Origin of the sequence: Exiguobacterium oxidotolerans JCM 12280 (genome assembly GCF_000702625.1) — a bacterium.
GTDB lineage: Bacteria > Bacillota > Bacilli > Exiguobacteriales > Exiguobacteriaceae > Exiguobacterium_A > Exiguobacterium_A oxidotolerans.
In genome coordinates this window covers 2,233,390-2,259,946 of sequence record NZ_JNIS01000001.1, presented here as the reverse complement: position 1 = coordinate 2,259,946, position 26,557 = coordinate 2,233,390, and the positions used below count along the sequence as shown (strand labels likewise).

The 26,557-nt window shown below is 44.7% G+C and carries 23 protein-coding genes and 2 pseudogenes; 12 read left to right on the top strand and 13 right to left on the bottom strand.

Features of this window, described 5'->3' with window-relative positions:
* Positions 1-59: 59 nt before the first annotated feature.
* Positions 60-713 (top strand): annotated as a pseudogene (gene yfkAB / locus P403_RS0111415) (radical SAM/CxCxxxxC motif protein YfkAB); the annotation flags it as partial.
* 595 nt (positions 714-1,308) lie between these two features.
* Here yfkAB (P403_RS0111415) and P403_RS16985 read toward each other — a convergent pair.
* The 3 genes and pseudogenes from P403_RS16985 to P403_RS0111395 all read right to left on the bottom strand — a co-directional run bounded on the left by P403_RS16985 (position 1,309) and on the right by P403_RS0111395 (position 3,432).
* A pseudogene (locus P403_RS16985) lies at positions 1,309-1,697 on the bottom strand (phBC6A51 family helix-turn-helix protein).
* An 899-nt stretch (positions 1,698-2,596) separates the two neighbouring features.
* The gene (locus tag P403_RS0111400) at positions 2,597-2,875 is read right to left on the bottom strand and encodes a type II toxin-antitoxin system HicB family antitoxin (RefSeq protein WP_029332763.1); all 279 of its coding nucleotides are present in this window, start codon (positions 2,873-2,875) and stop codon (positions 2,597-2,599) included.
* 74 nt (positions 2,876-2,949) lie between these two features.
* Positions 2,950-3,432, bottom strand: a complete 483-nt coding sequence (locus P403_RS0111395; RefSeq protein WP_029332762.1) for a hypothetical protein — start codon at positions 3,430-3,432, stop codon at positions 2,950-2,952.
* 98 nt (positions 3,433-3,530) lie between these two features.
* Here P403_RS0111395 and P403_RS0111390 point away from each other — a divergent pair, with 98 nt between their 5' ends.
* The 4 genes from P403_RS0111390 to P403_RS0111375 all read left to right on the top strand — a co-directional run bounded on the left by P403_RS0111390 (position 3,531) and on the right by P403_RS0111375 (position 7,495).
* Positions 3,531-4,679 carry a Shedu immune nuclease family protein gene (locus tag P403_RS0111390; protein ID WP_029332761.1) on the top strand — a complete coding sequence of 383 codons (1,149 nt, stop codon included), beginning with the start codon at positions 3,531-3,533 and terminating at the stop codon, positions 4,677-4,679.
* 129 nt (positions 4,680-4,808) lie between these two features.
* The gene (gene yfkAB, locus P403_RS0111385; protein WP_029332760.1) at positions 4,809-5,996 is read left to right on the top strand and encodes a radical SAM/CxCxxxxC motif protein YfkAB; all 1,188 of its coding nucleotides are present in this window, start codon (positions 4,809-4,811) and stop codon (positions 5,994-5,996) included.
* 86 nt (positions 5,997-6,082) lie between these two features.
* Positions 6,083-6,265 (top strand): hypothetical protein, encoded by a 183-nt coding sequence (locus tag P403_RS0111380; RefSeq protein WP_029332759.1) that lies wholly within the window; start codon positions 6,083-6,085, stop codon positions 6,263-6,265.
* A gap of 39 nt (positions 6,266-6,304) precedes the next feature.
* Positions 6,305-7,495 carry an MFS transporter gene (locus tag P403_RS0111375; protein ID WP_235195202.1) on the top strand — a complete coding sequence of 397 codons (1,191 nt, stop codon included), beginning with the start codon at positions 6,305-6,307 and terminating at the stop codon, positions 7,493-7,495.
* A gap of 122 nt (positions 7,496-7,617) precedes the next feature.
* On the opposite strand, the gene P403_RS0111370 is transcribed toward P403_RS0111375, so the two are convergent.
* Complete coding sequence (locus tag P403_RS0111370; RefSeq protein WP_235195201.1) at positions 7,618-7,914, bottom strand: hypothetical protein; 297 nt, start codon at positions 7,912-7,914, stop codon at positions 7,618-7,620.
* 153 nt (positions 7,915-8,067) lie between these two features.
* On the bottom strand, positions 8,068-8,997 hold the full coding sequence (locus P403_RS0111365) for a DMT family transporter (RefSeq protein WP_029332756.1): 930 nt from the start codon (positions 8,995-8,997) through the stop codon (positions 8,068-8,070).
* A 187-nt stretch (positions 8,998-9,184) separates the two neighbouring features.
* On the opposite strand from P403_RS0111365, the gene P403_RS0111360 reads away from it, so the two are divergent.
* Positions 9,185-11,134 (top strand): heavy metal translocating P-type ATPase, encoded by a 1,950-nt coding sequence (locus tag P403_RS0111360; protein WP_051667379.1) that lies wholly within the window; start codon positions 9,185-9,187, stop codon positions 11,132-11,134.
* 63 nt (positions 11,135-11,197) lie between these two features.
* Here P403_RS0111360 and P403_RS0111355 read toward each other — a convergent pair whose 3' ends face one another.
* The 4 genes from P403_RS0111355 to P403_RS0111340 all read right to left on the bottom strand — a co-directional run bounded on the left by P403_RS0111355 (position 11,198) and on the right by P403_RS0111340 (position 14,660).
* Complete coding sequence (locus tag P403_RS0111355) at positions 11,198-12,106, bottom strand: YihY/virulence factor BrkB family protein (RefSeq protein WP_029332754.1); 909 nt, start codon at positions 12,104-12,106, stop codon at positions 11,198-11,200.
* Between the two features lie 89 nt (positions 12,107-12,195).
* Positions 12,196-12,621, bottom strand: a complete 426-nt coding sequence (locus tag P403_RS0111350; RefSeq protein WP_029332753.1) for an NUDIX hydrolase — start codon at positions 12,619-12,621, stop codon at positions 12,196-12,198.
* 42 nt (positions 12,622-12,663) lie between these two features.
* Positions 12,664-13,575 carry a guanosine-inosine kinase gene (locus P403_RS0111345; protein ID WP_029332752.1) on the bottom strand — a complete coding sequence of 304 codons (912 nt, stop codon included), beginning with the start codon at positions 13,573-13,575 and terminating at the stop codon, positions 12,664-12,666.
* A 191-nt stretch (positions 13,576-13,766) separates the two neighbouring features.
* Positions 13,767-14,660, bottom strand: a complete 894-nt coding sequence (locus P403_RS0111340; RefSeq protein ID WP_029332751.1) for a 1,4-dihydroxy-2-naphthoate polyprenyltransferase — start codon at positions 14,658-14,660, stop codon at positions 13,767-13,769.
* A gap of 160 nt (positions 14,661-14,820) precedes the next feature.
* On the opposite strand from P403_RS0111340, the gene P403_RS0111335 reads away from it, so the two are divergent.
* From P403_RS0111335 to menC, 6 genes are all read left to right on the top strand, one after another.
* Positions 14,821-16,200 (top strand): isochorismate synthase, encoded by a 1,380-nt coding sequence (locus tag P403_RS0111335; protein ID WP_029332750.1) that lies wholly within the window; start codon positions 14,821-14,823, stop codon positions 16,198-16,200.
* On the top strand, positions 16,190-17,839 hold the full coding sequence (gene menD, locus P403_RS0111330; protein ID WP_051667377.1) for a 2-succinyl-5-enolpyruvyl-6-hydroxy-3-cyclohexene-1-carboxylic-acid synthase: 1,650 nt from the start codon (positions 16,190-16,192) through the stop codon (positions 17,837-17,839). Before P403_RS0111335 ends, menD begins: the two co-directional genes overlap by 11 nt.
* The gene (gene menH, locus P403_RS0111325; RefSeq protein WP_029332748.1) at positions 17,836-18,612 is read left to right on the top strand and encodes a 2-succinyl-6-hydroxy-2,4-cyclohexadiene-1-carboxylate synthase; all 777 of its coding nucleotides are present in this window, start codon (positions 17,836-17,838) and stop codon (positions 18,610-18,612) included. Before menD ends, menH begins: the two co-directional genes overlap by 4 nt.
* 18 nt (positions 18,613-18,630) lie before the next feature.
* Positions 18,631-19,455 (top strand): 1,4-dihydroxy-2-naphthoyl-CoA synthase, encoded by an 825-nt coding sequence (gene menB, locus P403_RS0111320; protein ID WP_029332747.1) that lies wholly within the window; start codon positions 18,631-18,633, stop codon positions 19,453-19,455.
* Between the two features lie 73 nt (positions 19,456-19,528).
* Positions 19,529-20,902 carry an o-succinylbenzoate--CoA ligase gene (gene menE, locus P403_RS0111315; protein ID WP_051667375.1) on the top strand — a complete coding sequence of 458 codons (1,374 nt, stop codon included), beginning with the start codon at positions 19,529-19,531 and terminating at the stop codon, positions 20,900-20,902.
* Positions 20,899-21,969, top strand: coding sequence for an o-succinylbenzoate synthase (gene menC, locus P403_RS0111310; protein WP_029332745.1), 1,071 nt, complete (start codon positions 20,899-20,901; stop codon positions 21,967-21,969). Before menE ends, menC begins: the two co-directional genes overlap by 4 nt.
* Positions 21,970-22,300: 331 nt before the next feature.
* Here the strand turns inward: menC and map are convergent, their stop codons facing one another.
* From map to cshA, 4 genes are all read right to left on the bottom strand, one after another.
* Complete coding sequence (gene map, locus P403_RS0111305) at positions 22,301-23,047, bottom strand: type I methionyl aminopeptidase (RefSeq protein WP_029332744.1); 747 nt, start codon at positions 23,045-23,047, stop codon at positions 22,301-22,303.
* A 14-nt stretch (positions 23,048-23,061) separates the two neighbouring features.
* On the bottom strand, positions 23,062-24,252 hold the full coding sequence (locus tag P403_RS0111300; RefSeq protein WP_029332743.1) for an EAL-associated domain-containing protein: 1,191 nt from the start codon (positions 24,250-24,252) through the stop codon (positions 23,062-23,064).
* Positions 24,253-24,324: 72 nt separating this feature from the next.
* Positions 24,325-24,591, bottom strand: a complete 267-nt coding sequence (locus P403_RS0111295) for a hypothetical protein (RefSeq protein WP_029332742.1) — start codon at positions 24,589-24,591, stop codon at positions 24,325-24,327.
* 97 nt (positions 24,592-24,688) lie between these two features.
* Complete coding sequence (gene cshA, locus P403_RS0111290; protein ID WP_034801185.1) at positions 24,689-26,275, bottom strand: degradosome RNA helicase CshA; 1,587 nt, start codon at positions 26,273-26,275, stop codon at positions 24,689-24,691.
* Positions 26,276-26,557 lie beyond the last annotated feature (282 nt).

Genomic DNA, 26,557 nt, shown 5'->3' with positions numbered 1-26,557 from the left:
TCCGTCGTTATTTTAGCATACGATACGAAGTGGAGCATTTATGAAGGAGGAGTATATCCATGTTACAACAATCAACGATCACGATCGAAAATGATCCGTGGGAAGCCTATCGTGATATCGAACAGTATGGCCAGGCCATGCTGACGAACATCGAAGTGACGACAACGAAACTCTGCAACATGCGGTGTGAACATTGCGCCGTCGGCTACATGTTAGCAAGTAGCGAGAAGCCGGAAATCCCCGTCGAACTATTAATCAAACGTCTCGATGAAATCAAACACCTCCGGGCCTTTTCCATTACAGGAGGCGAACCGATGCTATCGACGAAATCGGTTAAGGAATATGTTGTCCCTTTACTTAAGTATGCCCACGAACGCGGGGCTAAAACCCAAATCAATTCAAATTTAACACTTCCACTCTCGCGGTACGAATTAATCATTCCCTATCTCGACGTCTTACACATATCCCATAACTGGGGAACGGCGGATGATTTCATCGATGGCGGATTTGCGATGATGGAGCGAAAACCGTCGCGCGAAGCCCGAACGAAGTTATTTGAACAGATGAAGGAAAATGCCCGGATTTTAAATGCCTGGGGTGTCCTCGTCTCTGCTGAAACGATGATAAACAAACGAACACTCCCGCATCTCGAAGCCATCCATCAAGAAATTGTTGATATGGGGTGTGCTCGTCACGAGGTGCATCCAATGTATGGAATGTCTTGAGTATTACATCTAAAAGAAGATAGATAAAAAAGCACCAAACCCTTACAGGCTCAATGCTTTCCTCACTAGCTTCTCAGTATCTAATTCTCCTCTAGTAGCCACAGCTACTCCCTTCTCAGTAACCCTCATAGTAGTAGCCTGCTTGCCTATCATCTTTAGTACCTTGTCCATTAGCTCCTGCTCTTTACTCATCTTAACAACTCCCTAGCATTATTTCAGAAAGTATTTAGATGGGATCAGTAAACTGTGACAAATTGAATACTTTATTTAACTAAAGCCCAAAGTATTTTTTATTGTAGAGATTCTCTGTACACTTCTCCCAGAGCCTCAGGAGGGGTATTCCCCCCTGTCACTCCCCCAACTCAAACAGAAATTCTCTGCTGAGCTGTTCACTAGCTGAGGAGTCTGGTGTGAGAGTGCATTAAACAGTTCTTAATTGCACAGTTGAGAGACAGATGAATGATGACATAACATCAAGGCTTTAAGCTGTGCAATATCTTAGTGCATAAAGTTAAGCAAGCAATCAGATATAAATGCACAAATAAAAAGAGAGACAACAGCAGTCAGCCATTGTCTCAGTGTCTTACATCTTATTCAATTCTTTTAACAGTTCATTCAGTGACTTATCTTCTGTTACTTGTGTCACTTCTTGTACATCCTTTAATCTACCTTGGTTCTTGAGTACCATCTCAATAGCCTTGAGTTTGTTACCTGTTTGTACCTTACCATTATTAATAATCATCCTGAGCTGAGTGTAGGTATCTGCTAGGAAAGACCTCTGTACCTCCTCAGATTGTTTGATAAGCTCCTCATTAAAGTACCCCTGCTTTTCCACTCATACAGGGTAGAAGGATTGACACCCACTTCTTTTGCAATCATGTCATTAGTCAGCCCATTAACATCCTTATACACCATCAATGCAATAGCCTTGTACTGCTCAGGCTTGAGTGCTGTCCTCTTGGTATTAGCCATGCTGTAAAACTCCCCTCTGTAAATAATTTTTATGTCACGCTCACTCCTCATTTCTTGGGCATATCAGCACATCAACAGCATCATTCTGCATATCATCCCTCTGTGACTTAACAGCCATTCATCAGGCATTACACAGCAATTAGCAGTCCATATACTGAAAGACCCTCCCCCTCTTATTTTTCCAATGCCCACTTAAAGTAAATGACCTTAATCAACAGGCTTAATACTGCTAATAATCAAAGGCTTTAACTCTGTATAACTTGGGCTATTAGGTAAATAAAAAAGCCTGACAAGAAGCATTACAGCCTCCTATCAGGTCAATATAAAGCCCTAGTTAATCAGATCAGTTTAAAAAGGAATGAGAGTGAGCTTTTAAGATCAGTCTCTAGGGCATTACTCATAACAATCTTTCTTACATGCAATAGCTTAACTGCTCTCAACAATATCAAGTACACTTCTACTATTCTTTATACCTTTTCTTTATCAGTTATCTTTATCAGTATTCTTTAACTGTTATAACTGTTATAACTGTTATTAACTAAAGCATTTTCAAAGCTGTTAATAAAAAAACAATTAATTATCTACATATTCTATGACAGCTAACACAAAAGAGTTTAAAGTATGAGATTGTAGAAACTTTTAAAGAAGCTCTAAACCTTTGGGGCTGTAGGGCTCAGCAACAAAACTTTTTTCATCAGATGTCCAACCGTCCTCTAAAATGCTGTTAGTTGTTATCCCAATTGGTACAACTTTTTAAAATAGTATCATTTTTAGTGTCATATAAACTGAGACAGAAAGGGCTATTTAGGCTCATTCAGTCCTCTAACAGCCTCATTCAGCTTCTATAAGACTTGGACAGGGCTTCTAATCATGTCTCCAGACAAAGAAAAAAGGAAGGCTTAAACAGCCTCTCCCTTTGTATTCACATTGACCTCTACTGCAATCAAACTAGCTCCCTCTGGTACAGTGATAGCTGATGCAGGGCTTGGAGGATTAAACTCATCTCCATAAACAAGCATTACCTCTAGCATTGTCTCCAGAGCATCCTCTGCATGAGTAACAGCCTCTACAAGTGTCTCTCCATCAGTGTAGACATTCTCTAAATCAGGGAATGACACTAGAAAGCAATTGTCCTCTAAATCTGGTGTGACCAAGGCATAATATTTAAAGATAGGCATATAGATGAACCTCCTCATAATTTAATATTGTAAAAATAAGAAGCAGGGCTTATGAAGTTTAAAACAAACAAATATCATTTATTTGAAGCTTTTTTCTCATACATAAATTTTGGTTTTAAAAAAATTCCATAATCACAGTTGTGTATTTTAGTATCCCTAAAATATTTCAATTTGACAGTCTCCACTTCTAGTGTTAATTGCGGAAGTACATCTATAATTTCCTCATGATTATGCGTATCTCCAACAATAAATTTGTAAGAGGAATTACCAGGTATAAGCAACTCATGCCTTCTTCTAAATATGGGCATACCACTTAAATGCGAAGAATAAATTTCTTGGTGATGCCTTATGACCTTTAATCGCAAAGATTTAATATTGATTTTTGCATTACCTATATTTTCAATTACTAAATAGAATAAATTATCCTCTTCTACAGGATATACTATAATTTCTGAAGAAAAATGTTGTTTAATAAAGTTCCACACGCTCAATATAAGAGCAAACAAAGAAACACTAAAAGTAAATAAAGTAATATTTTCAATTAAATCTTTGAACACTAGAACACCTCTTCTTAATTTTATAAAACACTTTCTTAAAACCTTTCCAAAATGTTACATTTTTATTATAGGCAATATTACTAAGGGGGTATAGTTTTTTGGATATCATTGATATTAAAAAGAAATCATTCTCTGTTTCTGATGGTAGTGAAATTGTATTGCGCAAAACGAAAAGTACAAAAATGGTGTTTATACCAACTTTAATTGATGACCCTTATAGTGATAAAACAGGAGTTAAAGCGAAGATTGTATTTTTGAAAAAGGGATTTAATGAAAAATGGGAAAGATACAAAGAAGTAGACGCTAATAATATGAAAGCAGGACAGTGGACACAACTTGAACTTAGTCTTGGGGAAACTCAAAAATTACTAGATGGACTCCAACAGTGTAATTTAATTTTAAAAGAGTTTGGTTTAGAAAGTTCTCGCTATAGTTTGTGGGATGAGGAAGAAATTGCAGAGAAGGAAAAAGCAGATCAAATCATTAGCCTATTATCTAAACACGATACTTTGATAGATGAGTTATTAGAGAATAATCATTTAGTTGAAAAAGTATTTCAATGGATATCACAAAAGAAAGATATTGGTCAAATTGTGAATAAATTGGAGAGTCTTGAAATTGATGATTTAGATAGAATTAATAGTGTTGTAGGACTTACTAAATTAAAAAGGGTTCTTTCAATTTGGGAAGATAATAAAGAATTAAATCAAAGTGAAAAGTTTTGGCAAGATGTCTTAAAAGATCACACTTGGATACTAAGTCAAATTTTTTCTACTCCCACAGTCCTCATTCAAAAAGAAGCATATATAGGTGGGAAGGCATATGACAACAGGGGTGGTAACGTAGTAGATTTTTTCTTAGCAAACCCTTTTACTAAAGACTCTGTATTAATTGAAATTAAAACTCCTCAGGAAAAGTTACTTCATGTAAAACCCTACAGAGAATTACATCCTCCACACACCCATATTGTAGGTGCAGTTTCTCAAGTTCTAAACTATAAATTATCTTTATTATCAAAAATTGATGGTATAGTTGCAAGCAGTATTAGACAAGGAAAAGATATAGATTTCGAAGTTATAAATCCTAGTTGCGTTGTTATCGCTGGAAGATTAGGCTCTTTAAATAATCAATTAGAAAGAAATTCATTTGAAATATACAGAAAAGAATTAGCTACAGTTACTTTAATTACTTTTGATGAATTATTTGATAAGGTTAAAAGTTTAATTGATCTACTCGAAAAAAATTAATATTTATCCAAAAGTAGAAGAATCTTTCTGCTCATTTCATTTGTATTTATCACCTCAACTACACTCATTGACACTTTTTTAAAACTATACTCATAATAGTCAAGTGATTAGTATGAGAGGAGAATTTAAATGCAAGTAAATATCAAAAAACAGAAACAAACCCCTCAAACAGATGCTTGGGAGGCATATCAAGATGTAGTCAAGCATGGTAAAAGTATCTTAACAAGCATTGAATTCACTACAACAAATCTCTGTAACATGAGATGCGCTCATTGTGCGGTAGGTCATAACTTAGCACTCAAAGACCCTGACGCTTTACCTATTGAATTGCTCATCAAGAGGTTAGATGAGGTCAAGGAGCTGAGAACCATCAGCATCACAGGAGGAGAGCCTATGATGAGTATGAAGTCAGTTAAGGGCTATGTCCTCCCTCTTCTGAAATATGCTCATGAGCGAGGTATCTATACTCAGATTAACTCAAATTTAACTATGGACTTGGAGCGCTATAAGATGATTGCTCCTTATCTTGATGTCCTACATATCTCTCATAACTGGGCTACTGTAGATGAGTTTACAAATGTAGGCTTTGCTATGGCTGAAAGAAAAGCAAGCAGAGAACAAAGAGAAGCGCTATTCCAAAAGATGATTAGCAACTCTAAAGCTCTATCTGAAATGGGAGTTATGATCTCAGCAGAAACTATGTTGAATGGTAGAACCCTGCCTCACATTGAAAAGATTCATAAGCAGGTAGTAGAGGAAATGGGCTGTGCAAGACATGAAATACATCCTATGTATGATTCAGGATTCGCTGCGATTACAGCCTTCAACAAGATGCAAGATTTCAATCAGCGTATGTACCCAGCAGATTTCGCTTCGATGATTGAAGCGGCCAGTCTTGATGAGATTCGTGACGGGATTCATCGGTTGCTTGACGTCCGTGACCAAAACGTCTGGATGCTCTTCGGAACGTTACCGTTCTATGCCTGTTCGATGAACGAAGAAGATTTAGTGCTGCATCGCCGTCTGCGTCAAGAAGCGAATGTATCCGTCCGAAACGATCCGGATGGCCGCTCCCGTTTGAACGTTAATATTTTTGATGGTGAGATCATCGTAACAGACTTCGGGGATGAGCTCGCTTCTCTCGGAACGATTCACGATACCTCTTTCAATGACGCCTATGCCGCCTGGCAGCAAACTGAACTGAATAAAAGTTTATCGTGTCATTGCCCGGCCGTTAAATGCCTCGGACCAAATGCCCTCGTCAAGAATGCCTACTATCCAGATGTCGACTTCCTCAAGCAATCGAGTCGCTTATAACAGCGGACAGGTTTTGCCTGCTTCCAAACGGGGAAAAGATTGTCACAAAGTGGACACACGTTCTTTCGTTGAAGGGGGTTTTCATAATGGAATGGCTCGTCGGAATTGTCACCATCATCGGGATGTTCAGTATGGTACTCGGAATCATGATGATTGGAATTCGTTCTTCCCACAGCATCGAACATGACGAAGTGTTCGACCAGACGGATTGGGACGAACACCTTCTGCATATGCCACGCCCAACCCGTTTTGAACAGACTGAAAAATAGGAACACAAGCGCCCCGCTGTACAATCGTGCAAGCGGGGCATGTTATGCTTAATTCAAAAAATGAAAGGCAGTTGTTTTGTCGTGTCTCGTCGCTTCGCCCTGATTTTATCGATTGTCTTTATCTCCGGCTTTACGCAAGGATTATTGATTCCTTTGTTGTCTATTTTACTCGAGCGTCAAGGAACACCCGCTTACATAAATGGACTGAGTGCTGCCGTCCTTTATATCGGTGTCATCGTCGCTGCTCCGTTGATGGAAAAACCTTTACGACGTCATGGCTATGTCCCTGTTATCTCTTTCGGGCTGTCATTAGTCGCTGTCGCTGTGTTCGCCTTTCCGCTGTTACCAAGCGTCCTCGCTTGGATGGTGTTACGCTTCATCGTCGGGTTTGGCGATCAAACGTTACATTACGGTTCGCAAGTCTGGGTGACATCGATTACACCGAATGAAAGGTTAGGACGGACGATGTCGCTTTACGGAATGGCTTTCGGGCTCGGCTTCGCACTCGGTCCTCTTGCCGCTCCACTTGTCGACTACATCGACTGGCTCCCGTTCGTCTTAACCGGGACGTTGACCGTCATCGTCCTCGTCTTGTTACGTCGCTTGCCGAATGAAAAACCAACCGACATCATGCCGGAAGAATTACAAAGTGCCGCCTCCCGCTATCGTCTCGTCCTCGCGAGTGCCTGGTTTACGTTACTGCCTGGCTTCACGTACGGATTTTTGGAAGCGACATTGAATGCAAGCTTCCCGGTTTTTGCGACACGTAACGGCTATGCCTTGTCCGAGACAAGTGCCTTAATCACGACATTCGTCGTCAGTTCGCTCATTATGCAACTCCCGCTCGGACGACTCGCTGACCACTTCGGAAAACGGCGGACGTTAATCACTGTACTCTGCATTGGAGCGAGTGCGTTTCTTGCAGCTTGTTTCTTTTTTGAAAGTTACGGCGCCTTGTTCGCCATCTTCGCCTTTAGCGGCATGGCACTTGGCTCGACGTATTCATTAGGGGTCGCGTATATGACGGAACAATTGCCGAGTCATTTGTTACCGACCGGCAACCTCCTAGCTGGTATCTCCTTTAGTCTCGGATCGATTCTCGGACCGATTGCAGGCAGTGTGTTCGTCTTACTTCCTCCTGCTTTTTACTTTAGTTTATTTGTCGGCGTCCTCTTTACACTGGCTTATTTATTATTTCGCTCGACAGCTAAGCCTGCACAAATTAAATGAGACCCGTTCTTTCATGTACAGTAAGAAGGGAGTGCCGCTCGATGCGACACTCCCTTTATTGTTTAGCGTTTATTTTTCATTCAGCCCATCGTAATTCGATGACTCCTATTCACGAGACGGTATCACTTGACGATTCCGACTTGTCGAAAACGTTGCCAGAGCTTTTCATCGATTGCGTACGGTTGATTTTTTGCTTGCTTCAACTCTTCCGTCTCCAATAACACGATGACCTCTCGACCATTGATCGACCAAACTGAATCGTACCCCTTTTCCGCCTCAATAATTTCCACATCGACCTCGCCATGGGTTTCCTTGAGTTGCTGGCTGACGCATGTTACGACGAACCGAGCGAACTCATCCCGGGGACGGCGATTTGCCATGATCTTTCGAACGATCTCATTACGTTCCACTTTTCTCATCTCCTCTCGTTTTCTAGTCATACTAGCCTTTTTGGCAAGGCCGAATCGGTGTTTTATGACCGTACAGAAAAAGCCGAACAAGTCGGCTTCAGCAACGAACGATTAAGAATGAAACTTTAATTGAGACTATTTTCACACGATTCAGATTCTTCGTCAACCACGCTTTTGAAACCAGATTGGAAGATACGTCGAGACGAGAATTCCTGCGACGACAAACAATAATCCAAGAAGTGCTTGCGGTGGAATCGTCTCACCGAGAATCAGTGCAGATAGACTGACACCGTAAATCGGAACGAAAAACATGAACAGTGATACGCGACTGACCGGATTGTACTTCATCAGTAAGTTCCAAAGCGTAAAGCCTGTCGCCGACAAAAAAGCAAGATAGAACAACATCCAGGCTGTCGTTTGTGTGAAGTGGAACGGGAACCATTGACCATTCAGCACCGCACCTGCGATGAACAGGCCGATTGAACCAATCACCATTGCCCAGCCCGTCATCGGTGCGACCGGATAAGCAGCTGAATATTCTTTCGCAATCAAATTAGCAAATGCCCCTGAGATCATTGCACAAATCAACAAAATCTCACCGACACCGAACGTGACACCCGCCGACCCTTGTGGCCAGTTTGCTAAAATCACACCCGTGAACCCTAAGAACAACGCTAGTCCTTTAAAACGATTCAAGCGGTCGTCTTCATAACGAAAGTGTGCAAGTAACATCTGAAAGAACGATGTTGAACCGGCAATGATTGAGCCTTGGACACCTGTCGATAAGGACAACCCGATGTAGAAGAAGACATATTGTAAAAAGGTCAAAAAGAATCCAAGCCGACTATAGGCATAGGCTCTCTTTTTCAAAGTAATCGGTTGTTTAAAAATCAGAACGCTGACGATGAGCAATAAAACTCCTGCTAAGAAAAAACGATAGCTCGCAAACAATAACTGCTCTCCATATTCTGAAGATGTGATTGCTAAAAGTTCATAACTCTTTTTAATGAACGGAAAGGCGCTCCCCCATAAAAGTGTCGTAAACAATGCAAAAACAACCATCCCGACCGGATGGGTTAAGATTTTTTTCATTTTTTTCAGTTTCCTTCCCTGTTTCTTTTCACTGATGCATGGTATAGTAACTTTACAGATAATAATAATTATAATCTAGCGACAATGAAACTCATTATCATTGACTTAAAAACGTTGGTAATAAACATTCTCATTGTTTTAATATAATGATTTCATTTCTCATTTATAATTTGGAAGGAGCTTTTTTATGACTACCTCTACTACTACCGATACTCATCAGCGTTCCGCAATTCGTCATGCTGTCGAGGAGCATCACGAATTGATTTTAGCACTCTTTAGCGGAATATTAATTTTAATTGCTTACGCTTTCGAAAAACTACAAATTCCGGCAACTGTCTACGTCACACTTTACTTATCCGCCTACGTGATCGGAGGCTATGCGAAAGCTAAAGAGGGATTGACAGAAACGTATCAAGAAAAGACATTGAATGTTGAATTGTTGATGATTTTAGCAGCAATCGGTGCAGCAGCAATCGGCTACTGGATGGAAGGTGCAATCCTAATTTTCATCTTCGCGTTATCCGGTGCGCTTGAAACGTATACGATGAACAAAAATGAACGCGCTCTTCAAAGCCTGATGTCACTACAACCAGAAGAAGCAACACGATTGAACGCAGACGGAAAACTTGAAGTCATCGGAATTGAACAGCTCTCGGTTGGTGATATCGTCTATGTCCGTCCCGGCGAACGGATTCCTGTAGACGGGACGATCATTCGTGGTCAAGCCGCGATTGAGGAAGCTTCGATTACGGGTGAATCCATTCCGGTCGAAAAACGGACCGGTGACACGGTCTACAACTCGACCGTCAATATGAACGGCGTCTTGACGATTGAGATGACGAAAGCCGCTGATGAATCGTTGTTCCAAAAAATCATCCACATGGTCCAAAATGCGCAAAGTGAACAGTCCCCTTCTGCTCAATTCATCGAGCGCTTTGAAAGTCGTTATGTCAAGGTCGTTCTTGTCGTCGTCACGTTAATGATGATCCTTCCCCCTTACCTTGTCGGCTGGAGTTTCGAGACGAGCATTTACCGGGCGATGATCTTACTCGTTGTTGCGTCACCTTGTGCCCTCGTCGCCTCAATCACACCCGCCGCCCTATCAGCAATCGCGGCTTCTGCCCGGAACGGTGTCCTTTTTAAAGGGGGCGCTCATATTGAGACGTTAGGACAAGTCAATACGATTGTCTTCGATAAAACAGGTACACTCACAACCGGTAAACCGATTGTGACAGAAAGTCATTATGCAGAGGACGCTAATCAGTTCTTGATCAAACAAGCCGTCGCCTCCATCGAAGCGCAATCAAATCACCCGCTCGCTCAAGCGATTGTCGATCATCTTCAAATCGAGACGCAAGAACCGTCTGCTTTTAAAGACGTGACAGGATACGGCATTGAAGCGACGGTTTCCGGCGTGACGTATCGGATCGGAAAATATGGTTTCCATGAAGGCTTAAACGATCCGTTCCGCTCGATGGAACAAACATTAAAAGAAAAAGGAAATACAATGGTCTACGTCAGTAACGGCGAATCCATCGTTGCACTCTATGCACTCCGGGATACGATTCGTCCTGAAGCAAAAGCAGCCATCACTTCTCTCAACTCGCTCGGCATCACGACAATCATGCTTACAGGCGACAACCCTGTCACGGCAGCTGCAATTGCAGAAGAAGCTGGTTTTACATCGTTCGTCGCAGAATGTCTACCTGAAGATAAAGTAAACTACATCAAACAATACCAAGCAGATGGACAAACTGTCGCTATGGTTGGTGACGGAATCAATGATGCTCCTGCTCTTGCCCTTGCTCATGTCGGAATCGCGATGGGCGAAGGGACAGATGCTGCTTTAGAGACTGCTGATGTCGTCTTGATGAAAAATGACTTAGGCCGTCTCGCTTACGCCGTCAACAAAGCACGGAAAATGAACCGTATCGTCAAACAAAACATCACGCTCGCAATCGGCGTCATCTTAATCTTGATCGTCTCGAATCTCTCTCAATTCCTCATCATGCCGTTCGCTGTCGTCGGGCATGAAGGATCGACGATTCTCGTCATCCTTAACAGCTTACGTCTTTTACAAAAAGACGCTCCCTCACCTATCGAGATGACTACCCGCTTAAAAAAAGTCGCAGCATAATTCAGTAATTCACTAAAAAAGACGCTAAAAACCGAGCAACCGGTTTTTAGCGTCTTTTGTTTATCATCCGAACGTATTCGTCGGAATCGAGTCGAGATCTGCTTGTTCTTTCAGACGTTTTTCTTCCATTTTTTTCGGATCGGCCTTCTTCATGAAACGTTCCCATGAAGCATTTAATTCTGAACCTAGTAAAATAATCAATCCTGTGAAGTAGAGCCATAAAAGAACGATGACGACACTCCCGAGTGAACCATACGTCTGGTTGTAATTCGAGAAGTTCGATACGTAGAATCCGAATCCAACGGACAGCAATTGCCAAACGATGACACCGAACACGGCACCTGGAATCGCCTCTTTCATCGTAATCGGACGTTTCGGTGCAACCCGGTAAAAAATGGACAAGATGACAATCAGAAGCACTGTTGAGATTGTATAACGAAGAACCGTCAAAAGAATTTTTTGCCCCATATCAATCGGTAAAACAAAATCTGCTAAGTAACTAATGATCGGACCACCGAGAACGTTTAAGATAATCAGCAATAACATCCCAATCCCGAGAACGACCGTCAAGATTAAGGCGATTCCACGCGAAGCAACAAAGCTCCGTGGAGAAAAATCTCCATAGGCGTGATTGGCAGTTGTAATCAAACGATCGACACCTTTAGATGCTGACCAAATCGCTAAAATCGCACCAATCGAGAGCAGACCACCTTGAGGTTCTTTGATTGCTTGGAAGATGACATCCGTGAATGTATTCACTGATCCACCCGGTGCTAAATCGCGAAGTTGCGATTCAAGTGTTTGCTGATCAATATCGAAGAATGACAATACTGAAATAACAAAAATGATACCTGGAAAAATCGATAAAAACCAATAATAGGCGAGCGTTCCAGCGTAGTCTGTAATGTTATGATCAGACATTCGCTGCTTTAAATTAAGTGCTAACCCCTTTGGGTCACGTGTATGCGCCATCCTCATCATCTCTCCTTAATTAAAAAGAGGTAGTCTAGGACTACCTCTTCGTCTACCTATTTATTTCCCTGTTTGGTTCAACTAAAACCTTAAATATCTTCTAGTCGAATATCATAAAATCGTTCTGTCATCTCTGACAATTCCTTGACGAGAGAAGTCGGACGAACTGGTAACTGTTTTAGTGCGCTACGTTTGATCCAAAGCGGGGTATACCCAGATGATGTATCTTCGAACTCTTCACCAGTCCCTGTACCAAATACGCCACCCGTGATTTTCGCCCAGTAATATGGATTGTCTAAATCGTTAAAACGAACGATTGCCGCTACCCCTTCGAGTTCGACATCGACACCTAATTCCTCATGAGCTTCCCGAATCGCCGTTTGTTCGAGCGTCGCCCCCTCTTCGAGACCACCTCCGGGGAAAACGTAATACGTCACGTCTTGTTTATCCCGGCGAATCAAGGCAACCTCATCTGCTTCATTCAAAATGATGACGGCACTTCGTTGTATTGGCATGGCTATCCCTCCCCACATTTACATTAGATATCGTCCAGTTACTTATCGAATCGTCTCTAACATTTCAGGAACTAAGCCGTTTTCTGTAGAAGCGATGACTTCTGCAGCAACTTTCATTCCGAGTGTTAAAGCATCTTCTGCTTTTTTGGCGTCTGTTAACTCCGACAAAACAGCTGAGAAGAATGAGTCTCCCGCTCCGGTTGAATCGACGACCTTCACTTTTTTTGTTCCGATGTGACCAGACGTCGCACTGCGGCGATCAACATAGACTGCACCGAGCTCGCTCATCGTCACGACTGTGAACGGTGCCCCTTTTTTCGCTAATTCATTTGCCACATGAAGCGCATCCTGGACCGTCACGATTGATAAATCGGATAAGATTTCCGCCTCTTCCCGGCTACAAATGAAACCGGTGAATCCTTGAAGGAGATGACGATTCCGTTCGATGACACTAAGGTGTCCACACACTCCGAACAGCGGCAATTCCATTTTCCGACAGAGATGAATCAAACGTTCTAAAACCGTTACGGATAAATCTAAATCAATCGCGACTGCATCGACTCCATCTAAGGCGTAGACGGACTGACGGAGAATCGCTTCTTCCAACAGTTTTGCGTCAGGTTGTTTCGAAATCGATGTCTGTAAATCACCTTCATTATCCATGACAGCCAACCACATGCCCATCCCGTTGTCGTCAAGCATTTCGACGTGATCCACATTTGCACCGTATGATTTTAGTTCTTCCAACACGCCGACACCGATTTGGTCGTTCGTAACCGTCGAGATAAAGCGAACATCATTCCCGAGAACGGCTAAGTTCTGCGCTACATTCCGTCCTGTACCACCATTTGAGAACGTGATGTCTCCAACGTTTTTCGCATCCTTATGCAATGGAGCGAACGAAGTTCCTTTTATGTCGACGAATACTTTTCCGATTACCGCGATTTTATTCATTCCAGTTCCACCTCTAAAAAAAATTCATGATTCCCGAGTATCCACTCGAATATTTCAGGCACATTGCTTCAATTATAGTAAAATTTTAAATCGGTGACAACCAATCCTACTCTTACGAGTAGCTCGTGCATGGCAAAAAAATACCCCGCTGCCCGTATTCACGGCAGTGGGGTATTTTAAAGGTACTATTTTTAGAAGTTAGCGAACGTCAAGCTAATCGCGAGCAACAATCCGAAAATCGTATTCACTTTTCCCGTCTGTGCCATGCCCGGCATCAACTCTTGTGGTTCAAGATCGTCCCAAAACAGCTTCACGGCCTTAATCATCAACGGAATACTCAGTAAGGCAAGTAACGCGAACCAGGAGACGTTAAACGCAACGACGGCAACGATTAACGAAATGACGGCAGCAGCAAAAAAGGCGATCAAGACGTAGACGGCCGCCCGGTGACCAACGAGACAAGCAATCGTTTTTCTTCCGTTCACTTTATCATTGTCAAGATCCCGAATATTGTTCGCAATCAAGATCGACCCGATCAAAATCGCGACCGGCACTGAAATCGCGACCGCTTCCGTCGGGACATAGCCAATCTGAAGATATGCAGAAATCGCGATGATGACGTAGCCCATGAAGAACCCGGCGACGATTTCTCCGAACGGTGTGTAGGCAATCGGGAGTGGTCCCCCGGTATAGATGTAACCGACGAACATCGAAACAAGTCCGACTAAGAGCAACCACCATGTCGTCTCAAGACAGAGATACATTCCAAGCAGCGCAGCGATTCCATAAAGCGATAAGGCGAAGGCAAGAATCGTCTCGGGCTTGAATCCATCCCGGACGATGGATCCACCGATGCCGACTGACTCTTCATTGTCGAGTCCCCGCTTGTAATCATAATATTCATTAAATAAGTTCGTTGCGATTTGAATCAACATCGATGCAATCAACATCGCAAAAAATAGATCGAGTCGCAATGACTCGATACGTGGTGCGACGATAGCCGTTCCCACGACGACCGGTACAAAACTTGCTGTTAATGTATGTGGTCGTGTCATTCGCCAATATACGGCGATTGATTTATTCATATAATAAACCCCTTTCCCGTCTAAGTGTATCGGGTTTCGTTTTTTGCTGTCAATGCTCAATGAAAGATAGCTTATTCCTTCTTTTTTTTCAACAAAAAGTTTACACTTAGATTAAGTGAAACGTATCACAGTATCTACAGACTAGGGGGCAATGAGCGGTATGGCTTACGCTCAACAAGAGCTTAAACAACGTATTGAACAGGCCGTTGGTCATGCGAACGCATACCAGCGCCCTATAATCGCTTCTTATTCATGGGAAATCGAAGCGCAAGACGTCAATTCATTGACGCATGGAACAACAGAACGTTATTACTTTACGACACCCGACCGATCGATGCGTGCCATCGGCTTCGGTATTGCGAAACAGTTAAACACGTCAGGACACGATCGCTTTTTACGAATCCAATCGAAATGGTCGAATCTCAACCGTGATCATGTAGGTGATGATTTATTTGCGTTTTGTGGTTTTTCGTTCAGTGAACTTAAAGCACCCGATTATCGGTGGTCTTCCTTCGGAGAAGCCTCGATGACGGTTCCGAAATTTCTGTTCTTAGAACGGGACGGCCGGACGACCGTTACATTATTTGCGACCATCGATCCTCATTCAAACGCTGAACAAACACTCAATCAACTCGCTTCTGATTACGCCGAGTTACACCAACCAAAAGCAAATCGTTTCGTGACCCGGATCCGCATGACGCGCGACGGGAATGAGGCTTTTGAAGCGTCTTTCCATCAAGCGACACAACTTTTACAGACATCGTTAAAGAAAATCGTGTTGGCCCGTGAAGTCGTGTACGAAATGGATCAGGCCGTTGACCTTGCCGGACTCGTCCGTGAACTCGAACGGTCTCAACCGGGAAGTTATATTTTCTTCTTCCAGCCGACCGTCGACGAGGCCTTCCTCGGGGCTACACCAGAACGACTCGTCTTAAAAGAAGGAAACCAAATTAAAACAGCGGCCGTCGCTGGTTCCGCGCCACGTCACGCAGTCGAACAAACCGATGACGCACTTGGTCTTGCGTTGCTCGAAGACAAAAAGAATCGTGTTGAACATTCAATCGTCGTTGACTCCATCACGAGTACGTTACATGATTTATCGACTCGAATCGAAAAGCCGGATCAACCGATGTTGCTTAAGAATCGACATATCCAGCACCTGTATACACCAATCACTGCCACACTGGCACCGGACGTGACGTTGCTGCAGATTATCGAAAAATTACACCCGACGCCTGCGTTAGGTGGCGAACCGAAACTTGAAGCAGTCAAAGCCATCCGTGAGATTGAAACGTTCGAACGCGGTTGGTATGGTTCTCCTGTCGGGTGGATGGACGGTCAAGAAAACGGTGAATTCATTGTTGCCATCCGGTCAGGTCTTTTCACGGAACGGTCGGCAATTCTCTATGCCGGTTGCGGACTCGTCGAAGGATCGCAATTGACAAGCGAACTAGACGAGACGGAAACCAAACTCTCACCGATGCTGCAAGCTCTCTCACATCTGTGCACGTTAGAAAAGGATGATGTTTATGTTGACTAAGTGGATGCACACATTAATCGATACGCTCGTCGCTAGCGGAGTTCGTGATTTCGTGATCAGTCCAGGGTCTCGTTCCACCCCACTCGCAATCGCCGCATTTCTTCACCCGTCTAGCCGTACCCACGTCCTCGTTGACGAACGGTCGGCTAGTTTTTTTGCTTTAGGGTTAACACGGACGGAAGAACAGACACGTCCCGTCGCTTTGATTTGTACAAGCGGGACGGCAGCGACGAATTATTTTTCTGCTATCACGGAAGCCAATATTTTCGAACTTCCCTTGATCGTTTTGACTGCTGATCGACCACATGAATTGCGCGGGGTCGGGGCGCCACAAGTCATCGACCAAGTCGGTCTTTACGGAAAACAAGTCCGCCACGCGTTCGATCTCCCGTTACCGGAAGAACAAAGTCTATCGTATGTCGCTCATGTCGCAACGCGGTCCGTCCTGTTAGCGATGACCGAACCGGCCGGACCGGTCCATATCAATGTCCCGCTACGTGAACCGTTGATTCCGGAGCTTGATCCATTACGGACTGGACGACCTGTCGGAACACTCCCTCGCTTTGCCGAGCAAGTGACGACTGACGAGCTCCTAGCTCTTCTGTCTACAAAGCGTCTTTTGATTGTCATCGGACCACAACTTTCGACGGTCGATACAAAAATTATTTTGGATTACGCGAAACACTCTCAAATTCCCGTCTTAGCGGATCCCCTGAGTCAAGGACGTCAGTACAAAACAGATACCGTTTTTGCCTTTTATGATACGTGGCTAAAAAATGAGACAGTCAAAACAGCAGCTAAACCCGACCATATCTTACGGTTCGGAGCAATGCCGACATCAAAACCTTATTTACTTTGGTCACATGACATCCCGACGACGGTCGTCGGTCATGCCGCGAATTGGCGTGCACCGCAACTGCATACGACTCTGTTAGCGGGCCATCCGAGCCAGCTCCGGATGATGCCTGTGACTAAGCATGACCCTGCTTATCTCAAAACGATTCAGGCAGCCGAAAAAACCGTCACGAACGTTTTCGCTTCACTCGACCAAAACGACTTGACGGAATATAACGTCGTTCGTGCCTTGAACACATTACAAGGAGGCAGCTTATTCGTCTCAAACAGCATGCCGATTCGCGACATCGATACGTTTTTGCCTACAGGTACACCGCTTCGCCTTCTCGCCAACCGTGGTGCGAATGGAATCGATGGGATTTTATCGAGCGCAGTCGGTGCGACATACGATGCACAGGAACGCTACTTGCTCGTCGGTGACCTCGCCTTTATTCATGACGTCAATGGCTTGATGATGGCACGGACTCGTCCGATTACCATCTTACTCATCAACAACACCGGGGGCGGAATTTTCAATTTCCTACCACAACAGCAACAGCTTGAATCCGAGGTCTTCGAACCGTTATTTGGAACAGCCCAGCACTTGGATTTCGGTCACATCGCGGCCGGTTACGGCATCAATCACCAAGTTGTCACGTCGATTTCCGAACTGAAAACCCGGTTGGCCGAACCGACGACCGTCACACGCATTCTTGAGATTCGAACAGATCGTGCGACGAACGTCTTGAAGCACCGTGCGATTTGGGAACAGACGAATCATGCGCTGACGGAGTATTTCCAATGAAGTTACGTGACCATGACTACCATCTCGAAGTCGAAGGACAAGGCCCTCCATTGTTGTTATTACATGGGTTTACCGGCAGCAGCCGGACATGGACGATGCTCAGTGCACGACTTCAGGAAACCTACACTGTCTATCGGATTGACCTGCTTGGTCACGGAAAGACGCCGCCCGCTGCGTATCAGCGGATGCGTTTGACGGAACAAGTCAAAGACTTACAAGCATTACTTGCAACAAGAACCGAACCATGGACCGTGTTAGGCTACTCGATGGGTGGACGGATTGCCTTGATGCTCGCAGCCTGTTCAACGCAAGTCCAACAGACGATCGCTGTCAGTACGACACCTGGTCTAAAGACAGCGCACGAGCGCCGTAGCCGCCGCGTCCAAGACCGACTTTTGCAACAGATGTTGCTTGAAGATGGACTCGAAGCATTCGTCCGGCACTGGGAAGCGTTACCGCTGTTCGCAAGCCAGCGGCAATTACCGTCATTTACGCAGCAACAAATTCGGTCGGAGCGTTTGTCCCAATCTGCAGAGGGACTAGCTGCTTCGCTCGCCGCGCAAGGAACAGGCAATATGCCGTCGCTTTGGAAGTCGATACATGACTTACCCATCGAGTGGATTGTCGGGGAATATGATGAAAAGTTTAAACAGATTGCGCAACAAGCGGCGGATTCAAAAAAAATCCACCAGATTTCGCATGCAACGCATGCCCCACATATCGACCAACCGGAAAAGTTTGTTACAATAGTAGAGAAACTACTCTTAACTTAAGCAAATGGGGGAATTTAGATGAAATATGCTCCAGAATGGGCAGCAGTTCGTAGTTATGAAGACATTAAATACGAAAAATGGAATGGGATCGCTAAAATTACGATCAACCGTCCAGAAGTGCGCAATGCGTTCCGTCCACATACGGTCCATGAATTAATCGATGCGTTCTCACGTGCGCGTGACGACCAAAACGTCGGTGTCATCATCTTGACAGGTGAAGGCGATCTCGCTTTCTGTTCAGGTGGAGACCAAAAAGTTCGCGGACATGGTGGTTACGTCGGTGAAGATGAAATCCCACGCTTGAACGTCCTTGACCTTCAACGTTTGATTCGTGTGATCCCGAAACCGGTCATCGCGATGGTCGCTGGTTATGCAATTGGTGGCGGACACGTCTTACACCTAGTCTGTGACTTAACGATCGCTGCTGATAATGCGAAGTTTGGACAAACAGGTCCTAAAGTTGGATCATTTGATGCAGGGTATGGTTCTGGTTACTTGGCGCGTGTCGTCGGCCATAAAAAAGCGCGTGAAATTTGGTTCCTCTGCCGTCAGTACGGTGCTCAAGAAGCACTCGACATGGGACTCATCAATACGGTCGTACCACTTGCTGATCTTGAGCAAGAAACAATCCAATGGTGTTCTGAGATTCTTCAACATTCACCAACAGCTCTTCGTTTCTTAAAAGGAGCGCTTAATGCAGACTCTGATGGTCTTGCTGGAATTCAGCAACTTGCTGGAGATGCAACATTACTCTACTACACAACAGATGAAGCAAAAGAAGGACGCGATGCGTTCAAAGAAAAACGTGATCCTGACTTCGGTCAATTCCCACGTTTCCCATAATACGAAAAAAGGTTCAATGTCGTGAGACGTTTGAACCTTTTTCGTATCACTTGAAGAAAGGATGTGGTTTCCGGTGTACCCTTGGATTTATACACGCGCTAAGGAACAACCTAACGACTTAGCTCTAGTCACAGATCAAGCCCGCTTATCTTGGCAGGAATTATATACGGCAGCACACAAATTAGCAAGTGCCTGGGCAAGCCACCTTTCGCGCGGTGATCGGATTGCTCTTTATGGTCCAGCAAGTCAGTCGTATATTATTGCCATCCATGCGGCACAACTACTTGAATTAACAATCGTTCCACTCAATGTTCGCTTAAGTCAGCGCGAACTGGATGATCAATTAAAACGAGCACAAGTCAAATATGTCATCTCCGACCGGACGCTAGATACCGATATCAAGATTTTACCATTCCATTATACGAACACGGCACCTGACATCATCGTTCGACATATGCCAAAGCATTATGTCCAATCCATGCTCTTTACGAGCGGAACGACCGGTCGGGCTAAGGCAGTCGAACAGACAATGCTAAATCACTTTTCAAGTGCGATGAATGCGGCACGTCATATCGGTTCCTCGACGGAGGATCGCTTCTTAATCGTTACGCCACTGTTTCATATGAGTGGTCTCGCTGTCGTTTACCGTGCTGTCATCTACGGAGCCCCCATCGTCCTTGAACCCCATTTTGCCCCGACGAAAACGATTGAATGGATTAAAAATGAACGGATTACCCACCTTTCCCTCGTTTCTGTCATGTTGGATCGGCTGCTTGAAGCAGGGTTACGTCGCTATGACTTGCGTGTCGTCTTGACAGGCGGCGGACCGGTTCCTTTACCGATTTTGACTCGTGCCCTCGATCGACAGATTCCCGTCATGCAAACATATGGGATGACAGAAACCGCTTCGCAAATTGCGACACTATTGCCGGAAGATGCGTTACGAAAAATCGGTTCTGCCGGTCAAGCAATTGCCCCAACCGATATCCGAATTACACGCCATCAAGAAATCGAAGTCAAAGGACCGACCGTCATGAAAGGTTACTTTTCAGATGAGCAAGCGACCGTAGCATCTTTTACTGCAGACGGCTATCTCAAGACAGGTGATCTTGGACGCTTAGATGAAGAAGGTTATTTGTACGTTCTCGATCGGCGAAGTGATTTAATCATTTCAGGCGGTGAGAATGTCTATCCGGCTGAAGTCGAGTCTGCCCTGCTCTCGATTGACGGAATCAAGGAAGCTGGTGTCGTCGGTCGCTTTGATTCGACTTGGGGACAAGTCCCTGTTGCGTTCATCGTCAGCGCTGTTGAAGAATCGACCGTCCGTCAAGCAATCAGTCAGTTGCTCGCCAAATATAAGTGTCCTGTCACCTATGTTTACCGTGACGCATTGCCGCGTAATGCGAACGGCAAACTGTTGCGCCATCAATTGAAGGAATTCGTATGACAATCATCCTTCAAAGCGCCGAATTATTTGATGTCCGATTAACATTCCGTCAGCCGATGAAAACGGCACTCACTACCTTAAGTGATCGCCGGACGACGATTCTCCGATTGACGGACACAGAAGGTAACATTGGTTACGGGGAAGGTGTCGCCTTTGAGACACCTTGGTATACCGCGGAGACACAAGATTCGATTCATGCCTTAGCTCCCGTCCTCTATCGCTTGCTTCAAGGACCGCTCCATCATCCGTCAGAAGTCGCAACACGCTTTCAACCGATTCAAGGAAACCAGATGGCAAAAGCGATGTTCGACGGCGCCGCCTATGAATTGTTTGCTCGCGCGAGTAACCAAACGCTTGCCACGTATCTCGGGGGTGACGCGAACAAAGCCATCGCTTGCGGAAAAGCACTTGGTCGCGCGGAAGCCAGTAAGACGGTACGTGCCGTTGAGGACGCGTTACAGGACGGTTTTCAGCGTATCAAGCTAAAGCTAGCCCCAACGGATACCTCCGTCTTAGCGCACGTTCGGAAACAATTCCCGGATGCGCCTTTAATGTTTGATGCCAACGGAAGTTTCACCCGTTCAGATATACGTCTTTTACAGGACTGGGATCAGTATGGATTACTCATGATGGAGCAACCATTCCGGGCTAATGATTGGTTGACGCATCAATATGCCGCGTCACTGCTCTCAACCCCACTTTGTTTGGATGAGTCGATCGAAACCATCACTGACGCTGATTTAATGCACTCACTCGGTGCAGGTCAAATCATCAATATCAAACCGGCACGTGTCGGTGGCTTGACGAATGCCTTAACGATTCGGGAAAAAGCGACGTATTGGCTCGGTGGGATGTTTGAGAGTGGCATCGGCCGTCGCCAGACGCTGGCGTTCGCTACATTACCCGGTCTCGCTTATCCGATTGACATGGCTGGAACCGATCACTATTTCGTCGAAGATCTCCTTGAAGTTGACTATCGGATTGAGAACGGTCAAATTCGATATGCTGAACACGAGGTCTCACTCGAGCGGTTAGGACGACTTACCCAGTCTAAACTCGTTCTTTGACGGCATGGAGAAGTCATATCTGTCAAAAAAAATCTTCTACCTTTTCGTTGCTTTCCTCGGGCGAGGCGCAAGCCGTTGCTCCTTGGTCCTCACGGACAACGAGCAGGGTCTTGCCTGCCTCTGAAAGTGCGTTAAAAACGCACTTTTCCCGCAGGAGTCAACGAAACGTGACGCTTTTTAGGTGATACCGCGAGGCAAATCCCGGCATGCAGACGGTTGCCACTTTGAAAACGAGGCGAGACAGGGACGCGCGAACGGATTGCATGTTCACGCTTAACCAGAGTTTGTCTACATTCTAAAAGCGCCGTCCCTTTGCGGAACGACGCTTTTTTTAGTCTGCCTTCGTCAAGATTTCGTATCCATCCTTCAAGACGACGACGCTATGTTCGAACTGCGAAACCAAACTTTTGTTTGGCGTATACAGTGTCCAGCCGTCCTTTTCATCTTCCATACAAAATTCGTCGCTCGTCGAGATAAACGTTTCGACTGCGATGACTTGTCCTTCTTTCAACAAATCATTTTCTTCGCGGTTGAAGTAATTCGAAATCGACTCTGGTTCACCATGCAACGTTTTTCCTAATCCATGTCCAGCTAAATTCCGAATGACCGTAAAGCCATTTTTGCGTGTTTCCGCATAAATCGCTTTCCCGATTTGATTGACTTTCGTACCCGCTTTGACTTTCTCAAGACCTTTTTCAAGGGCCGACAATGACACTTCGACGAGTCGGACGTGCTCAGGACGTTTCGCTTCGCCCGCAATCACCGTTTTACCTGTATCTGAATAGTAGCCATCTTTGACTGCCGAGACATCGACGTTGACGATATCACCTTCTTGAATGACATATGCACCAGGAATACCATGAGCTGCGACTTCATTGACACTGATACACGTTGCTCCAGGGAAATCATACATGACGATTGGTGCTGATTCCGCTCCATGTTCCTTCAAAATCCGCGCTCCGATGTCATCAAGCTCTTTCGTTGTAATTCCTGGTTTGACGGCATCCGCCATTTCATCGCGCGCAATGGCGACGATGCGCCCAATCTCACGTAGTGCAGCATAATCATAATCCAACATGTTTCATTTCCTCCTTATTCACTTAACCGTTCTTGATATAAATAACTTGCTGAAATATCAGCAAATAAGAACATCCCATTATTTAGCGGCATACTGAACGTTCGCGTCTGTTCACTCGAACTGAAATCAACGTACCGATCAGAGAGGTACCCCGTATGCCGTCGTTCCATCGCAACCGTAGTCCGAATGAAATACGGTCGAAAACTCCAGTTATAACCTTTGTAAAACGCATATGTTTTCCATTCACCGCTCTTTTTACTAACGTTTGATGACTTTTGAAAGCCATTCGCGTCTGTGATGTAAAAGCGGATGAATTCAGGTTCCATCTTTTGGGCCAACCTAATTAACCATTCATCCAATGCTTCATCTGCTTTTAACGACTGGCAGTACTCATTAAACCGAATCGTCCAGTCTTGTTCGAGCTGGAACAAACGATTCATCTGTTCCCGGTCATATTTATAGAACATTGGCACTTCATGTAATAAGATTTCCATGCCTGGGCATGTCGTCACCCAGTCAGGTGTCGTCTCACCGAGTAGCGTTCCCATATAATAGCGCCCACCGTGTTGCCAGGCATACCGGAGTTGACCAAGATGGCTGATATTTTTGTAAAGAAGCGGGGCACCAAGCTGGTCACATAAGTGTTCCATCGTCTGTAACAGGTGCGGATAGCTGGCTGAAACGGTTTTTTTCTCAATCATCGAAGATAAGTCGACAATCAGCATATCCGGCGACATGGCAAAAACGCGTTCTAAGCTCGTCGCCTCCGCACGATCAAGCGCAACCTTTAAGCCAGAGTTTTGATAGTACGCAACGATTCGTCCGAGTCGATCAAAGTCATCCACTTGGACATCGGTCAGTGTGACATATAACCGGTCTTCCGGAAAGTCGATCTGTGCGTCACGTAAGATACTCAAAAAATCTTCGCCACCATTTTCGAATAACCAATCAGGTCGACAGCGTATTAAGACAAATGAATGCGCATCGACCGGAACTTTTTGAAAAGCATGGCGAATGACATGACTCATGACTTCTAACTGGTATTCAATTGGTACATCATCTTCTTGAAAAAATGGCTTCAGCGGCTCACCGCGAAAATGAGATTGGATTTCATACCCTTCCACTTTAAAAGGTGCCGCTCCAACGATTGGTTGGAACCACGCCTCAATCTGTTCGGGATGAACAATGACATCTAATGCATCCATTCTTCTCCCCCCTATTCTCTTGTTCTATCTTATCAAAAAAAAGACCACCCTGTAATCAGAGAGGCCCCGTCTTTAAAATAACGTTGTATCTTTTCTTAACGCAATGTACAAATAGACACCAAATGTCGCCGTTAAATAGATAATGCTCAGAACACCGTATTGAATGCCTGTTGCACCACCCTTACCAATCGCTAAGACGAGAAAAATAATCCCGCCAAACAATAACGTCGCTAAAGGGATATAACGAAAGTGTCCTTTTGTCGTCTGCTCGCTAATTTTTTTAGTTGCGATGAGCAGTCCAATCAGACAAATGAATGCTGCTGCATAAATGGTATACACGAACGATTCAGCCCTCTCTATATCTTTCATTGCTCATTTTATCATGAGAATTCATAAAAAAGAACCGACTTGTCTGTGACAAATCGGTTCCAACTTCTTACTTTTCAAAACGTGGTTTACGTCCGCCACGGTTACGATCACTTTCGCTACGGTTGCTACGACCAGCGTATCCACCTTCACGACGATCTGAAGAAGATGAGCTACGGTTACCTTCAGAAGGACGACCGCCTTCACGGCGCTCCCCACCACGTGGGTTGCTGCCACGGTATCCGCCACCACGGTTAGAAGAACCAGAACCTGATCCACCTTTATTGCCGTAAGGACGACGGTTACCACCGCCACCGTTGTTACCAAAACGTTTGACACGGATTGGTTCGATTGACGAAATTTGAACTGGAGTTGCATCCGGCTCTTTCGTTAATCCTTTAAGCGCTGCTGCGATTAATTCAACCGCTTCATATTCTTCAAGAAGTTCTTGCGCGAGTGTTGTATACTCTTGTGAGTTTTTCGCTTCTACACGTTTGATGAGTTCTTGTGCAGCAAGCTTCAAGTTGCCTTCCAAGATTTCGTCGAGTGTTGGTGCGTGACGACGTGACATTTTTTTGTTTGTTACACGTTCGATTGTTTTGATTTGACCAAATTCACGTGGTGTAACGAACGTGATTGCTGATCCCGTTTTACCAGCACGTCCCGTACGACCGATACGGTGAACGTAGCTCTCTGGATCTTGTGGTACATCAAAGTTGTAAACGTGTGTAACACCAGAAATATCAAGTCCACGTGCTGCAACGTCTGTCGCAACAAGGATATCGATTGTTCCTTTTTTGAAGCGACGGATAACTTGGTCACGTTTCGCTTGTGTCAAGTCACCGTGTAAACCGTCCGCCGTGTATCCACGTTGAACAAGTCCTTCCGTCATTTCGTCAACACGTTTTTTCGTACGACCAAAGATGATTGAAAGTTCTGGAGAATCTGTATCAATCAAGCGGCAAAGCACATCGAATTTTTGACTTTCTTTTAGTTCGATGAATGATTGGTCGATGTTCTCGACTGTCATTTCTTTTGCTTTTACTTTGATGTGCGTTGGTGTTGTCATGAAACGATCCGCGATTTTACGAATCTGCGGTGGCATCGTTGCAGAGAACAAGAGTGTTTGACGAGTCGGTGGAAGTGTACCTAAGATTTTTTCGATATCTTCCACGAAGCCCATGTTCAACATTTCATCTGCTTCATCCAAGATGACTGTTTGAACGTGGTCAAGGTTTAATGTTTTACGGTTCATGTGGTCCATTAGACGACCAGGTGTCGCAACGACGATTTGTGGGTTCTTACGAAGTGCACGAATCTGACGATCGATTTGCTGACCACCGTATACTGGCAATGCATGAACGCGTTTCATTTCACCAATGCGGTTCAATTCTTCTGCTACTTGAATCGCAAGTTCACGAGTCGGTGCAAGGATCAACGCTTGGATATGGCGCGATTTTGCGTCAAGACGCTCAATCGTCGGAATACCGAATGCTGCTGTTTTACCAGTACCTGTTTGTGCTTGACCGATTAAGTCAACGCCGCTAAGACCGACTGGAATTGTTTCTGCTTGGATTGGAGTTGCTTCTTCAAAGCCCATTTTTAGGACACCTTTGATAAGTGCCTCACTAAGATTTAATTCACGAAATGTTGTCAATGCTAAATACTCTCCTTTGTCATATGAAAAGCGTCTGCCACTAAACAGACGCTACCGTAACGAATACAATCGACTACCTATTATAGCAGAAGCCCGTCCTTAAAGATAGAGGCTATTTCTACTGATAATAATGTTTAGGGAAGTCACCATCATAATCGTTGCCATAAGGGCGAGGGAAAGGCAAGATGCCCGGACCGTTCAACGCTTTAAATTGCGCCGCTTGCCCCCACTAGTGATGGGGTTTTATTTGGAAATGGTCGCCGGTTAAAACCAGCCGCAACC